15 protein-coding genes are annotated in these 14,571 nt (G+C 60.0%); 12 read left to right on the top strand and 3 right to left on the bottom strand.

What is annotated here, in order from left to right:
- Positions 1–90: 90 nt before the first annotated feature.
- Positions 91–978: a LysR family transcriptional regulator gene (locus QFI97_RS15790; RefSeq protein ID WP_095097582.1), complete on the bottom strand. Its 888-nt coding sequence runs from the start codon at positions 976–978 to the stop codon at positions 91–93.
- A gap of 109 nt (positions 979–1,087) precedes the next feature.
- Here QFI97_RS15790 and QFI97_RS15785 point away from each other — a divergent pair, with 109 nt between their 5' ends.
- The 10 genes from QFI97_RS15785 to QFI97_RS15745 all read left to right on the top strand — a co-directional run bounded on the left by QFI97_RS15785 (position 1,088) and on the right by QFI97_RS15745 (position 9,778).
- Complete coding sequence (locus QFI97_RS15785) at positions 1,088–1,486, top strand: (R)-mandelonitrile lyase (RefSeq protein ID WP_346431556.1); 399 nt, start codon at positions 1,088–1,090, stop codon at positions 1,484–1,486.
- Positions 1,487–1,601: 115 nt separating this feature from the next.
- Positions 1,602–2,147: a P-loop NTPase family protein gene (locus QFI97_RS15780; protein WP_346431555.1), complete on the top strand. Its 546-nt coding sequence runs from the start codon at positions 1,602–1,604 to the stop codon at positions 2,145–2,147.
- A 105-nt stretch (positions 2,148–2,252) separates the two neighbouring features.
- Positions 2,253–3,254: an LLM class flavin-dependent oxidoreductase gene (locus tag QFI97_RS15775; RefSeq protein ID WP_346431554.1), complete on the top strand. Its 1,002-nt coding sequence runs from the start codon at positions 2,253–2,255 to the stop codon at positions 3,252–3,254.
- Positions 3,251–4,372 carry a M20 peptidase aminoacylase family protein gene (locus tag QFI97_RS15770; protein WP_346431553.1) on the top strand — a complete coding sequence of 374 codons (1,122 nt, stop codon included), beginning with the start codon at positions 3,251–3,253 and terminating at the stop codon, positions 4,370–4,372. Before QFI97_RS15775 ends, QFI97_RS15770 begins: the two co-directional genes overlap by 4 nt.
- A gap of 31 nt (positions 4,373–4,403) precedes the next feature.
- On the top strand, positions 4,404–5,720 hold the full coding sequence (locus tag QFI97_RS23615; protein ID WP_499843345.1) for an LLM class flavin-dependent oxidoreductase: 1,317 nt from the start codon (positions 4,404–4,406) through the stop codon (positions 5,718–5,720).
- A 16-nt stretch (positions 5,721–5,736) separates the two neighbouring features.
- Positions 5,737–6,669, top strand: a complete 933-nt coding sequence (locus QFI97_RS23610; RefSeq protein WP_095097599.1) for an ABC transporter substrate-binding protein — start codon at positions 5,737–5,739, stop codon at positions 6,667–6,669.
- Positions 6,670–6,679: 10 nt separating this feature from the next.
- Entirely contained in the window at positions 6,680–7,189 is a 510-nt protein-coding gene (locus QFI97_RS15760; protein ID WP_346431552.1) for a GNAT family N-acetyltransferase, read from the top strand.
- A gap of 9 nt (positions 7,190–7,198) precedes the next feature.
- Positions 7,199–8,125, top strand: a complete 927-nt coding sequence (locus QFI97_RS15755) for an amino acid ABC transporter permease (protein WP_095097604.1) — start codon at positions 7,199–7,201, stop codon at positions 8,123–8,125.
- The gene (locus QFI97_RS15750; protein ID WP_095097607.1) at positions 8,109–8,888 is read left to right on the top strand and encodes an amino acid ABC transporter ATP-binding protein; all 780 of its coding nucleotides are present in this window, start codon (positions 8,109–8,111) and stop codon (positions 8,886–8,888) included. Before QFI97_RS15755 ends, QFI97_RS15750 begins: the two co-directional genes overlap by 17 nt.
- Positions 8,889–8,908: 20 nt before the next feature.
- Entirely contained in the window at positions 8,909–9,778 is an 870-nt protein-coding gene (locus tag QFI97_RS15745; RefSeq protein WP_095097610.1) for a transporter substrate-binding domain-containing protein, read from the top strand.
- 65 nt (positions 9,779–9,843) lie between these two features.
- Here QFI97_RS15745 and QFI97_RS15740 read toward each other — a convergent pair whose 3' ends face one another.
- A complete protein-coding gene (locus QFI97_RS15740) occupies positions 9,844–11,154 on the bottom strand; it encodes an MFS transporter (protein ID WP_095097613.1) in 1,311 nt (436 codons plus the stop codon).
- A gap of 201 nt (positions 11,155–11,355) precedes the next feature.
- On the bottom strand, positions 11,356–12,552 hold the full coding sequence (locus QFI97_RS15735; RefSeq protein ID WP_331835275.1) for an L-talarate/galactarate dehydratase: 1,197 nt from the start codon (positions 12,550–12,552) through the stop codon (positions 11,356–11,358).
- A 304-nt stretch (positions 12,553–12,856) separates the two neighbouring features.
- On the opposite strand from QFI97_RS15735, the gene QFI97_RS15730 reads away from it, so the two are divergent.
- Positions 12,857–13,861 (top strand): LacI family DNA-binding transcriptional regulator, encoded by a 1,005-nt coding sequence (locus QFI97_RS15730; RefSeq protein WP_346431551.1) that lies wholly within the window; start codon positions 12,857–12,859, stop codon positions 13,859–13,861.
- Between the two features lie 77 nt (positions 13,862–13,938).
- Entirely contained in the window at positions 13,939–14,556 is a 618-nt protein-coding gene (locus tag QFI97_RS15725; protein WP_095097622.1) for a glutathione S-transferase family protein, read from the top strand.
- Positions 14,557–14,571 lie beyond the last annotated feature (15 nt).

Below are 14,571 nucleotides of genomic sequence, written 5' to 3'. Positions count from 1 at the left end.
AAGCAGAGCATGGCGCAGCATCCTACACGCAACGTGATAGTGACGCACGTAAAACATGTTTGCACCGCACTTGCTTATATATCAATGGGTTCAACGCCGCAGCGCGTCCACGAGCAGAGAAAAGGCGGCGGGGTGCTGGCGACGGCTGGGGTAATAAAGATGGTAGCCGGTGAAGGAGGGGGTCCACGCCTCAAGAAGCCTTATCAGCCGTCCGTCGGCGATCGCCTCGGCGACGGAATCCTCCGGGACATAGGCCAGCCCGAGGCCGGATTCGGCGGCATCTATGCGCTGAGGAAGGCTGTTAAGAGTGATTTGTCCGTCAACGCGTACCCGCACTTCTCGCCCCTCCTGCTCAAACTCCCAGGCATAAATGCCGCCGAGGGTCGGTAAACGCATATTAATGCAGCGGTGCCGTTCGAGCTCATAGGGGGTTTGCGGCGTGCCGAAGCGCGCGAGGTAGTCCGCCGAACCGACGACGGCCATGCGCATATCGGGGGCGATCCGTACCGCAATCATATCCTTGGCCACCTGTTCGCCGAGACGGATCCCGGCATCAAAGCGTCCATCGACGATATCAGTCAGGCCATTATCAACGGTAATTTCGATATTAATGTCGGGATATTGCCGCATAAAGGGTTTCAACGTCGGCCAGAGCACGGCGCTGACCGCGTGCTCGCCCGCGGTCAGGCGGATATTGCCGGCCGGATGCTCGCGGGTGTCGCGCAGCGCGCTGAGCTCCTGCTCAATTTCCTGCAGATGCGGGCCGAGGCGCTGAAGCAGCCTCTCTCCCGCCTCGGTAGGCGCGACGCTGCGGGTGGTGCGGGTCAGCAGGCGAACGTCGAGCCGGGCCTCCAGATTCCGCATGGCGTGGCTCAGCGCCGACTGAGAAACGCCAAGCTGGGCGGCAGCGCGGGTAAAGCTGCGCTCGCGGGCCACCACCATAAACGACAGCAGGTCGTTAATATTGTCTTTAAGCATCGTTTTTCCGGATTAATGAATTTGGCTCATGGTTCCTTTCTTATTTTGCAGTCTAATCGCGGCCCCGCGCTTGCGCTATCTTTAGTGCAACACATAAGAGGAGAGCAGCATGAATATTAGCCACAGCGGTTCACAGCCATCAAGAAAAGGCCCCGCGGACTGGTTTACCGGCGACGTGCGCATCGACGCGCCTTTTCAGGCCACCGAGCCGGCGAAAGTGGGCGGCGCGACGGTGACCTTCGAGCCCGGCGCGCGCACCGCCTGGCATACGCATCCGTTGGGTCAGACGCTGATCGTTGTCCAGGGACGCGGCTGGCTGCAGGAGTGGGGTAAAGAGCCGCAGGCGCTGAACCCGGGGGATATCGCGTGGATCCCGCCGGGCGTGAAGCACTGGCACGGCGCCAGCAGCACTAACGCGCTGGTGCATATTGCCATCGCCGAAGCGGAAAACGGCAGCGTGGTCACCTGGCAGGAGCACGTCAGCGACGAGCAGTATCAGGGGTGCTAAAACGGCACTTATCGCCGTTCAGCCCATGCGCCGCGCCGCTATTTTCCTCACCCGGCGCGGCCGTTTGTCGGCTATTATTCTCAGCCCCACACCAAGACATGGCTGAGCGCAGACGATGAAAATCAACGTAGTAGGGACCAGCGGCGTCGGCAAATCGACCCTCGCCCGGCGGCTTGCCCGCCAGCTGGCGCTTCCCTGTATCGAAATGGACCGGCTCTACTGGCTGGCGCAGTGGCAGGGAACGCCGGACGATGAGTTCTTCGTAAAGATCGCCGCCGCCACCGACGCCCCCGGCTGGGTGCTGGACGGCAATTACAACCGCAGTCGCCCGGTCAAGTGGCGCGAGGTCGATCTGGTGGTCTGGCTGGACTACGGTTTCTGCCGCACGCTGCGGCAGGCGGTGTGTCGCGCCGCCGCCCGCGCCAGCCGCCATCAGGAGCTGTGGCCGGGGACCGGCAACCGTGAGAGCTTCCGTCGCTCCTTTTTTAGCCGCGAATCCATTATCTGGTGGACCATCAAAACCTGGAAACAAAATCGCCAGCGTTATCAGTCTGATATGAGCGACCCGGCGTATCGGCACATTCGCTTTGTGCGCCTGCGCAACCCGCGGCAGACGGAGGATTTTATCCGCCAGCTGACCCCGCAGCCTGCTCAGCATTAAGCCTGTATATCTATTTTCCGGCAGAGTACATGTAAATAAATTGTTTCTCAGTCGCCGCCCCAGATTCTAATAATGCAGACATGTTAGTTAATACGAGTCTGCGAAATGTCTTATCGAATCAGTATTCTGGATAAAAGTCCGCTTGCGGCTGGGGAAACGGCCGCTCAGGCCCTGAACCGAACTTTAACCCTTGCGCAACAGGCGGAGGCCTGGGGATATCATCGATTCTGGATCGCCGAACACCATAATACCGATCAATTAGCCAGCCCGTCGCCGGAGCTGGCAATCGCCTGGATCCTCGGCCAGACCCGGCAGATTCGCGTCGGGTCCGGCGGGGTGATGCTCCAGCACTACAGCCCCTATAAAGTTGCAGAAAACTTCAACCTGCTGGCCTCTATTGCGCCGGGCCGGGTGGATCTTGGCGTCGGGAAAGCTCCCGGCGGCCTGCCGCTCTCTACCCGCGCGCTGCAGCAGGGGCTGAATCAGGAAGATAAAGGCACCTTTGCCGACCAGCTGGCGCAGCTTGATAACTGGCTGTCGCTTACCGATGCTGAAGGAGAAGAGAGCGTGCGGGCAACGCCGATCCCGCCGCGGCGGGCGGACGGTTTCCTGCTCGGCGCCAGCCTTGAGAGCGCCCGGCTCGCCGCCCAGCTGGACTGGAACTTTGTTTTTGCCGCCCACCTTAACGGCGATAAAGCGCTGCTTCGCGAGGTGCTGACCCGCTGGCGGGCGCTGAGCCGCCGGGATGCCATTATCGCCGTCCAGGCGATCGTCGCCGAGGATAGCGCAGCGGCGAGCGAACTGGCGAAACAGGTTGAGATCTGGGGCGTCGAGCTGGAAAACGGCCAGCGGGTGACCGTCGGCAGCGAGGCCCAGGGCATCGCCTTTGCCCGCCAGGCGGGCAGCGCGCCGACGCGTATCGCCCGCCGCGAATCGTCGCTGCTGGCCGGTACCGCTGATGAGGTAAAAGCGCAGCTGGACGAGCTGCACGTGGAGTGGGGAATCGACGAATTTATTATCGACACCCCGGTCGCCGAGGGAGAGGCCCGGGTGAATTCATTGCGCCTGCTGGCTCAGGCCCATCAGGGTGCGGAGGTGCTGCTATGAGCTTTGCTGAACAGCTGATCCGCTGGCGGCGCGAGCTGCACCAGTACCCGGAGCTCTCCCTGCAGGAGGTGGCCACCACCGCGCGTATCCGCGACTGGCTGCAAAGCGGCGGCCTGCGTCCGCTGCCCTACGATCTGAAAACCGGCCTGGTTGTGGAGGTCGGCAGCGGTGATAAGGTGATTGCCCTGCGGGCGGATATCGATGCGCTGCCGATTGAAGAAGCGACCGGGCTGTCCTATCGCTCGCAAAACGAAGGCGTGATGCACGCCTGCGGCCACGACATCCACACCAGCGTGATGCTGGGCGCAGCGCTGCTGCTCAAAGATCGCGAAGCGCAGCTGCCGGGTCGGGTGCGGATCCTGTTCCAGCCGGCGGAAGAGAATTTTGGCGGCGCCAAAACGCTGATCCGCGCCGGCGCTCTGGAAGGGGTGACGGCCATTTTCGGGATGCATAATGAACCGGGGCTGCCGGTGGGGGAATTCGCGACCCGCGGCGGCGCCTTTTATGCCAACGTCGATCGCTTCGTCTTTAAGGTCACCGGCAAAGGCGCGCACGCCGCGCGGCCCCACGAAGGCAAAGACGCCATTCTGCTCGCCAGCCAGCTGGTTACCCTGCTGCAGAGCGTCGCCAGCCGGGAGGTTAACACCCTCGATTCGGTGGTGCTGAGCGTGACGCGGATCCAGGGCGGCAACACCTGGAACGTTCTGCCGGAGAGCGTGGAGCTGGAGGGAACATTGCGCACCCACCGCAGCGAAGTGCAGCAGCGGGTGAAGGCGCGGGTGAGCGAAATCGCCGCCGGTTTTGCCAGCGCCTTCGGCGTGCAGATCGACGTTTTCTGGTACTCCGGGCCGACGGCATTGGTCAACGATGAGAGCTGGGCGGCGTTTGCCAGCGACGTTGCCGACGACGTCGGCTATCGTACTCATCACGCGGACCTGCATATGGGCGGCGAAGATTTTGCCGTCTACCTGCAGCATATTCCCGGCGCGTTTGTCAGCATTGGCAGCGCCAGCGAATTCGGTCTCCACCATCCCGGCTTTAATCCGGATGAGAATTTAATCGCCCCGGCGGCGCGCTATTTTTCGACCCTGGCGGAACGAGCTTTACAACAAATTTAAATTTTAATTATCGGCAAGGGAAGGGTGAACTATGTCTGAAAAACGACAGCTGCGGCTTGGCACGATATTACACGGCGCCTCGGGGAATATGTCCGCCTGGCGTCACCCGCTAGCGCAGGCGGATGCCAGTATTAATTTTGAATTTGTTAAACAAACGGCGTTAAAAGCGGAAGAGGGTAAGCTCGACTTTATATTTGTCGCCGATGGCCTGTATATTAATGAAAAATCAATTCCGCATTTTTTAAACCGCTTTGAGCCGCTGACGGTGCTTTCAACGCTGGCGGCGGTGACCCGCAACCTGGGCCTGGTTGGCACGCTCTCAACCTCCTACAGCGAGCCTTTTACCACCGCGCGCCAGTTCGCCAGCCTCGATCATCTCAGCCAGGGCCGGGCCGGCTGGAACGTCGTCACCTCGCCGCTGGAGGGCTCGGCAAAAAACTTCTCCCGCGCTCAGCACCCCGACCATGCGCTGCGCTATCGCATCGCGGATGAATATTTAAAGGTGGTCAAAGGCCTGTGGGATTCATGGGAAGAGGACGCCTTCGTGCGCAATAAGGCCAGCGGCCAGTTCTTTGATAAAAATAAACTGCATACCCTCGATCATCATGGCGACTTTTTTAAGGTTGCCGGTCCGCTGAATATTGCCCGGACCCCGCAGGGGCGCCCCATTATATTTCAGGCGGGCGCCTCTGATGATGGTAAAAAGCTGGCGGCGAGCCATGCCGACGCCATTTTTACCCATCAGGAATCTCTTGAGGAGGCGCAGGCGTTTTATCGCGATGTTAAAGGCCAGCTCGCGGCGTACGGTCGGCAGGACGATTTGCTGCATATTTTCCAGGGCGTCAGCGTCATCGTGGGTGATAGCGCCGAAGACGTGGAGCAGCAGTATCAGACCACCGCCGCGCTGGTGTCGATCGAGGATGCCCTTAACTACCTCGGACGCTATTTCGAGCATCACGACTTTGCGCAGTATCCGCTTGATGAGCCGTTCCCGGATATCGGCGATCTCGGGCAAAACAGCTTCCGCAGCACCACGGATGAGATTAAGCGCAACGCCCGCGAGCGCGGCCTGACCCTGCGCCAGGTGGCGCTGGAAGCCGCCAGCCCGCGTCCGCGCTTTTCCGGAACGCCGCAGCAGGTCGCCGACGGTCTGCAGGAGTGGTTTGAACAGCGCGCCGCCGACGGTTTTATTATCCAGGGCGGCACGCCGGACGCCTTCCCGCGCTTTGTTGACCAGGTCGTGCCGGTTCTGCAGCAGAGAGGGCTGTTCCGCGAGGCGTATCCCGGCACCACGCTGCGCGCAAGCTTAGGGCTGGCTGAGCCGGTCAATCAATTCCAACAACAATAATAAGAGAACAGCCGCTATGCAGAAAAAGTCACTCATCCTTGCGCTGGCGCTGGCCGCAAGCGCCTCGTCATGGGCGCAGAACGTCAATATCAACGGCACCGGGGTGAGCCTCGAAGCCAATAAGGCGCCGGTTCATACGGCAAAAAATCCGCAGGCTATTGCCCTGTTACCGAAGGATCTGCACCTCGCGGTGCCGGGAAAATTCACCGTCGCGGTCGCGGCGCTGAACTCGCCGCCGCTCACCGTCTTCTCTGACGATAACAAAACCCTGCTCGGCAGCGAGGTGGATATCGCTCGCCTGGTGGCCGATAGCCTCGGCCTGCAGCTGAACGTGATCCCGACCTCGTGGGAAGACTGGCCCCTCGGCGTGGTCTCCGGCAAATATGATGCCGCGATCAGCAATATTACGGTGACCAAAGAGCGCAAAGAGAAGTTTGATTTCGCCACCTACCGCAAGGATTCGCTGGGTTTCTACGTCAAAAGCAGCAGCCCGCTGAGTAAAATTGACCAGGCGGAGGACATTGCCGGCCTGCGCATTATCGTCGGCTCCGGCACCAACCAGGAAGCCATTCTGCTGGCGTGGAACGCGGAAAACCTGAAGAAGGGGCTGAAGCCTTTTACCCCGGTCTATACCAAAGATGACGCCGCTCAGACCCTGGCGATCCAGTCCGGCCGCGCCGACGCCTTCTTTGGCCCCAACGTGATTGGCGCATGGAAAGCGGCGCTAACCGGAAAAACCAAACTGGTTGGCAGCGTCGACGGCGGCTGGCCGAAGGCGGCCCATATCGCCGTCACGGTGAAAAAGGGCAGCGGCCTGGTCACTCCGGTGCAGACGGCGCTGAACGGCGTCATCCACAGCGGCGATTACGCCAGGGTGCTTAACCGCTGGGGGGAAGGCGTCGAGAGCATTCCGCAGTCAGAGATTAACCCGGCCGGACTGGGCGATTAAAGGAGTCAGTATGAGCGACGTATTCCGCGATGTTTCACCCGAAGCCCTTGAGCTGCAGCCGATCATTGACGGCCTGTTTGCCGAGTACGCTTCGCGCTACGGGGACTATTTTTCCCGCGATGTCGAAGTTGAGCTAACCGAATGGTATCTGGCGCCGCAGGGGCTGTTTATCGTGCTCGAGCGCGAGGGGGAGATTATCGCCACCGGCGCCTATAAGCCGAAGGACGCCAATACCGCCGAAATTAAACGCATCTGGACCCATCACGCGCTGCGGCAGCAGGGGCTGGCGGGGAAGGTGGTGCAGGAGCTGGAGCGCCGGGCGGTGCTGGCGGGCTACAGCCATATCTACCTGACCACCGGCTTTCGCCAGCCGGAGGCGGTGAAGCTCTATCTAAGCCAGGGCTATGAGCCGCAGTTCGACCTCGAACGCAACCCGGAAGAGTACAGCCAGCCGCCCTATGACGGACGGCTGCGGTTTAGTAAAGCGCTGGCGGTCAGCGCGCTAAGCCAGAGTGCCTGAGGAGCAACGATGAAAACATCAGAAACGATAAAAGTTATCCCGGCGCGCTATCCGCTGCGCGCCGTCGGCGCGGTGCTGGCGCTGCTGGTACTGGCCGTCGTCGTGCAGTCGGTGGCCTTTAACCCGCGCTGGGAGTGGGCGGTCTTCGCGCGCTGGTTCTTTGACCCGGTGATCCTTGAAGGGCTCGGGCAAACGCTGCTGCTGACCCTGCTCGGCACCGTGCTGAGCGTGATTTTCGGCGGCCTGCTGGCGCTGGCCCGGCTCTCCTCCTCATGGCTGCTGAGCAGTCTTTCCTGGGGATATATCTGGCTGTTCCGCTCGCTGCCGCTGATCGTGGTCCTGATTATTCTCTACAACTTCTCCTATCTGTACGACACGCTGTCGCTCGGCATTCCGTTTACCGGCATCAGCTGGGGCAGCTATCAAACCATCAACGTGCTGGGGCAGTTTTCCACGGCGGTGGTCGGGCTGACGCTGGTGCAGAGCGCCTACACCGCTGAAATTATTCGCGGCGGCTTCCTCGGCGTCGATCACGGTCAGTATGAAGCGGCGGCGGCGCTCGGCCTGCCGGCGTGGCGGCGTACGCTGCGCATTATTCTGCCGCAGGCGCTGCGCACCATTTTACCCTCCGGCTTCAATGAAATTATCAGCCTCGCCAAAGGGACGGCGATGGTCTACGTCCTGGCGATGCCGGAGCTGTTTTACACCATCCAGATGATTTACAACCGCACCCAGGAAGTGATCCCCCTGCTGATGGTCGGGGCGGTGTGGTACCTGGCGATCACCAGCGTACTGTCGCTGATCCAATATCTGGTCGAACGTGCTCTGGCGCGCAGCGAGCGCCGCTCGGCGGTGAACAGCCCGCGCCGCAGCCGCCTTGCCGAACCGTCTCGTTCATCGCAGCCGCAGGAGCCCGTCCATGCCCAACTCTCATAACGGCCATATCTCGATTACCGGCGTCAGCAAATATTTTGGTCGCCATAAGGCGCTGGACGATGTCTCTCTTGAGATCGCGCCCGGCACGGTAACGGTGATCCTCGGCCCTTCCGGATCGGGAAAATCCACCCTGCTGCGCGCCATTAACCATCTGGAGCGGGTTGATGAAGGCTTTATCCAAATCGATGGCGACTATATCGGCTATCGCCGCCAGGGCGACAGGCTGTACGAACTGAAGGAAAAAGAGATCCTCCGCCAGCGCGTGAACGTCGGCTACGTATTTCAAAACTTCAACCTGTTCCCGCACCTGACGGTGCTGGAAAATCTGATTGAGGCGCCGATTGCCCACAAGCGGGCCAGCCGCAAGGAGGCCATCGAGCAGGCCTACGATCTGCTCGATGTGGTGGGGCTGCGCAACAAAGCCGACGCCTGGTCGCGGCATCTTTCCGGCGGTCAGCAGCAGCGCATTGCCATCGCGCGGGCGCTGGCTCTCAAGCCGAGGGTTATTCTGTTTGACGAACCGACCTCGGCGCTGGACCCGGAGCTGGTGGGCGAAGTGCTTGACGTTATCAAGAAGCTGGCGCGTTCCGGCACCACGCTGGTGGTGGTGACGCATGAGATTGGTTTTGCCCGCGAGGTCGCCGACCAGGTGGTCTTTATGGTCGATGGCAAAATCATTGAACAGGGCAGCAGCGATGAGGTCCTTAACCATCCGCAGCATCAGCGTACGCGGCAATTTTTATCGAAGGTGCTTCCGGCATGAGAAAAGGACTTTTGGCGTTAATGATCGGCATTATCCCGGCGGGGGCGCAGGCGGAAATTGACCTGCGGGCCAACGAGCAGCCGCTGCCGGTGACGGTTGACAAGCAGGCGATTGCGCAGATCCCGGCGAACTATCGCTTCGTTGAACCCGGGACGCTGACGGTGGCTATCTCGGCGCTGAATTCACCGCCGCTGGCGCTGCTGGCGAGCGATAACCGCACGCGTATCGGCAGCGATCCGGATATCGCCCGCCTGCTGGCCGGCAGCCTTGGGCTCAAGCTCCGGCTGGTGCCGACGGCGTGGGAGGACTGGCCGCTGGGCATCACCTCCGGGCGTTATGACGTCGCGCTGGTCAATATCGCGGTGACCGAACAGCGCAAGCAGAAATTCGATTTCGCCACCTACCGCGTCGATTCGCTGGCCTTTTCCGTCAAATCCACCAGCCCGATAGCCAGGGTGAGCGGCGCGGCGGATCTTGCCGGGCGGAAGGTGATTGTCGGCTCCGGCACCAATCAGGAGCGTATTCTGCTGGGCTGGAACGCCGAGAACGAAGCGGCGGGGCGCCAGCCGGCGCTGCCGGTGTACCTGACCGATGACGCCTCCGGCAATCTCTATATTCAGTCCGGACGCGCCGATGTGTTCTTTGGCCCGCAGTCGGTGGCGGCCTATAAAGCGGCGCTGACCGGCACGACCAAAGTCGTGGGCCTGGGACCGAAAAAAGCCTGGGTTGCCACCACCACCAAAAAGGGCAGCGGCCTGGTTTACGCGCTGCAGGCGGCGCTCGACGGGGCGATAGCCCGCGGCGAGTATCAGCAGGTGCTGGCGCGCTGGGGAGAGCAGGGGGAGGCGGTGACGCAGTCGGTGGTCAATCCGCCGGGGATCGCCTACTAAAAAGCCGCTGTTTCGCAGGAGTGTGTTGCGAAACAGCGGGGGCGAAGTCTCGCCAGGTGCAATAATCAGGCAGCGCGAGGCGTCAGATTGATGCGATCCAGCGGCCCGACAATAAACAGATAGGAGAGCAGGCCGAGTACGCCCATTGAGCCGACGTACAGAATGGCGTAATCAAAGGAGTGGGTATTGGCAATAATGATCCCAATGACCAGCGGGGTGATGATGCTTGCGAGATTACCGCACATATTGAAGACCCCGCCGGCGATGCCCAGCATCTCTTTCGGCGACGTATCGCTGAGGATACACCAGCCGAGATTGCCAAAGCCTTTTGCAAAGAAGGCCAGGCTCATGGCGGCGATAACCACCACCTCAGAAGCGGTATAGTTAGCGATAACGATGACGCAGGAGAGCAGCATGCCGCAGATCACCGGTATCTTGCGGGCAGTGGTCAGACTATAGCCGCGCTTAAGGAGCCAGTCGGAAAACAGCCCTCCGAGCAGGCCGCCGATAAACCCGGCAATCGCCGGAATACTGGCGACAAAACCGACTTTCAGTATCGACATCCCCTTCGCCTGGTAGAGGTAGGTCGGGAACCATGTCAGGAAGAACCAGGTAATCGAGGTGACGCAGAACTGGCCGATATAGACGCCGATCATCATGCGGTTTACGCACACGCTTTTGATCTGCGCGAGGGTTAATTTGTGCTGCGTTTTTTGGCTGCCTAATTCCGGTTCGCCGCCGCCCTCGCGAATATATTCAAGCTCCTGCTGGTTTATTTTCGGATGATGCAAAGGGTCCTTGACCTTAATCAGCCAAAATATCCCCAGGACCACCCCGATGGCGCCAATATAATAGAAGACATAATGCCAGCTTAAATTATGCAGGATGATGGTCATTAGCGGCGTGATAATACCCAGGGAGATATACTGCGCCGCCTGATATACCGAGGTGACAAACCCGCGCTCTTTATTCGGGAACCACTGCACGCTGAGGCGGCTGTTGGCGGGGAAGGCCGGGGCTTCTATCGCGCCCATCATCAGGCGCAGAATAACCAGCACCACCAGCGGGCTGGCAAACAGAAAGATCGTCCCCTGGAACATAGTCACTACCGACCAGCCGATCAGCGCGCAGCCATATACCAGCCGCGAACCGTATTTATCCAGCAGCCAACCGCCGGGAATTTGCATTATCACATAAGAAATACCAAAGACGGAAAAAGCCAGACCCATAGCTTCCGGGTCGAATCCTAGTTCCTTACTCATAATCGGTGCGACGACCGATAGCGTCGCGCGGTCAGCATAATTAAATACGGTAGCCAAAAAAAGAAATAATAAGATGCCGTAACGCACGTTGCTGCGTTTTATTGGTGTATTCACTTTTCAACTCCATTGCAGGGTTGGGTATGTGGGTACAGCGAGTCAGGGGCGGGAGGGGCGACAAGGGTGTTCCCGCCGGTCGTTAATAACATATCCCCGGTCATGAGCTGACCGGACTACGGGATGGTGGAGGAATCGATTATCCGCCAGCCCGGACCCGGCGCGTTCGCTCCCGGTCCGGGAAAATAGCCTGCACAAGCATCAGGGGCGTTTGCCAAACTCGCAGCTGTGCTGGGTCCAGCGGCGCGCCTGTTCACTCAGGGTGAAGCCCAGCCCGTGGCGTTCAGAAATCCACATCCGCCCGTCGCGCAGCTCAAGCTGTTCATTAAACAGCGGGTTCAGCCACTCGAAGTGCTCCAGCCACGGCTCTAGCGGGTAGGCGGCGGCGAGGTGCAGATGCACTTCCATCGCAAAATGCGGGGCCAGCTTGCGGCCATGCTTCGCCGCCAGATCCATAATCTTCAGGAAGGGGGAGATACCGCCGACGCGCGGGGCGTCCGGCTGCACGAAGTCGCAGGCGTTGCCGAGGATAAGCTGTTCGTGTTCGCGGAAGCTGGTCAGCATCTCGCCGGTAGCAATCGGCGTATCCAGCGCGGCGGCCAGCTGCGCGTGGCCTTCGATATCGTAAGCGTCGAGCGGCTCCTCAATCCAGATCAGGTTAAACTGTTCCATTTTACGCCCCATGCGAATGGCGGTTTCCCGGTCCCACTGCTGGTTGGCGTCAACCATCAGCGGGAAATCCGGGCCCAGCGCTTCACGCACCGCCGTCAGGCGACGGATATCCTCGGCGGTGTTCGGTTGGCCCACCTTCAGCTTGATCCCGCCGATTCCGTTTTCCCGCGAGATGGCGACGTTTTTCAGCACCTGATCCAGCGGCGTATGCAGGAAGCCGCCGGAAGTGTTGTAGCACTGTACCGAATCGCGATGGGAGCCGAGCAGCTTCGCCAGCGGCAGCCCGGCGCGTTTGGCTTTCATATCCCACAGCGCAATATCAAGAGGGGAGATGGCCTGTACCGCCATGCCGCTGCGCCCTACGGAAGCGCCCGCCCACAGCAGTTTGGTGTAGATCTTGTCGATATCGTTGGGGTCTTCGCCGAGCAGGTTATCGGCAATCTCTTTGGCATGGGCATAGATCCCCTGACCCCCCGCGCGTTTGGAATAGCTAAAGCCTACCCCTTCGAAACCGTCGCGGGAGCGGATTTCAGCGATAATAATCGCGACTTCGGTCAGCGGCTTTTGCCGCCCGGTGAGGACTTTGGCATCGCTGACCGGCGTGGCCAGGGGGAGAAAGGCCAGGGAGAGTTTAACGTGCTCAATGCGGTCGCCGGTTTCGGCGGCAGTTTTCACGCCGGTGGTTTTGGCGTAGGTCACGGAGCTGGAATTGGCGCTGGCGGTCATGGCAAGTTCCTTATAGGTTATGAAATGTTTGCGCTAACATTTTTAAATCAGCTTTGGTTTTTATGCCACAGGACTGCCTTTAATTTGTACAAATGATCACAACTTTAGGTTATTAAGGGTAAAATTATGGAGGCGACATCACGATTCAAAAGAGTTTGTGAAATAGCACAATTATCAATGATAGCGATAACATTTTATCTCTCAGGTTATTGATTCTCATGCGGATGCGCGGGCGGGCGCTGGCAATTGGCCGGGCCATCATCAATAATGCTCGCTGGGAACGACTCAACACAGGGGCTTAGTCGTGAAAAGCAGAAAACCGACGCGCGTGCCGACGCTGGATGATGTTGCCCGCACGGCGGGGTTATCATCCATGACGGTCAGTCGGGCATTGAATACGCCGCAGCTGGTGCGTCCGGCAACGGTGGAAAAGGTGCTGCATGCGGTGCAGGCCACGGGCTACATTCCCAATGCGCTGGCCGGCGGACTGGCTTCACGACGCAGCAGGCTGATTGCCGTGGTGGTACCGCAAATCAACAACAATATGTTTGTCGACACCATCCAGGCTCTGAGCGATACCCTTGCGGCGCGCGGCTATCATATGCTGCTGTGCGTGGCGGGCTACAGTCGGGAAACCGAAGCGGAGCTGGTGGCAACCTTGCTCTCCCGTCGCCCGGATGGCGTAGTGCTGACCGGAATTCAGCATGCCCCGGCATTAAAGAAAACTATCCTCAACGCCGCGATCCCGGTGGTGGAAATTTGGGACCTGACCCCGACGCCGCTGGATATGCTGGTGGGCTTTTCACATGAAAAAGTTGGCGAGACGATAGGCGAGTTTTTGCTGCAAAAGGGCTACCGGCGCCCGGGACTATTGTGGGCAGGGGACGCGCGAGCAGCGCTGCGTAAGCAGGGGCTGTGCGCCCGGCTGGTCAAAAATGATATTCGCGATGTGCCTCAGGTGGAAGTGCCGCTCCCGGCCTCGCTGGCGCTGGGGCGCAGCGGCCTGGCCCAGCTGCTTGGCGCTGGCGAGTACGATATTATCGTATGCAGTTCCGATACCCTGGCGCAGGGGGCGATAATGGAGGCCGAAAGTCGTGGCCTGCGCGTGCCGAAGGATTTAGCGGTGATGGGCTTTGGCGATCTGGATTTTGCCGCCAGCAACCGACCGGCGATTACGACCGTGAGCGTCGATCGCCATGCGATTGGCGAACGCGCGGCAACCCTCCTCGCCGACCGCATTGAAGGCGTTGGGGAAGGGAACGCGATTGTGGATCTGGGCTATCATTTGCTGGAGCGAGAGTCGGCGTAGCACGCCGTTAAATAGCGTGCTGCCTGCTTATTTTCCCGGCTTTTACCCGACGCAGACGTTTACCGTGGAGGCTGAGCATGATTACCGTCTATGGCGTACCGGGCTGGGGGTCGGCAATCAGCGAGCTGATGCTGACGCTGGCCGAAATCCCGTACCATTTTGTTAACGTTGAAGGCTTTGATAAACCCGGACCCCAGCGCGACAGCCTGATGCAGATAAACCCGCTGTGTCAGGTACCCACCTTTAAGCTGGCGGACGGCAGCGTGATGAGCGAATCCGCGGCGATGGCCTTAACGATCCTCGACCAGCGGCCGGATCTCGCGCCAGAGCCCGGGACGCCGCAGCGCCACCGGTTCCAGCACCTGCTGATTTGGCTGGTCGCCAACGTCTATCCCACCTTCACCTATGCGGACTACCCCGAGCGCTGGACGGCGGATGCCCCGCAGCAGCTGCGGGAAAACTGCGTGAACTATCGCAAGTCGCTCTACCTGTGGCTGGAGCAGCAGCTTGCCGCTGCGCCCTATGCGCTGGGCGCGCAGATCGGCCTGCTGGACTGTTATATCGCGGTGATGTGTTGCTGGGGGCCGCGGCGGGAATGGTTCGAAGCGCACACGCCGAAATTTGTCGCCGTCGCGGATGCCGTATATCGACGTTCTGAGCTGGAACAGGTGTTGCGGCGCAACGAGCTGATTTAAGGCACAAAATGAAAA

The organism is Klebsiella scottii (assembly GCF_036561945.1).
In the GTDB taxonomy this organism is placed as follows: Bacteria; Pseudomonadota; Gammaproteobacteria; order Enterobacterales; family Enterobacteriaceae; genus Klebsiella; species Klebsiella scottii.
This window is presented reverse-complemented; position numbering and strand designations above follow the sequence as displayed.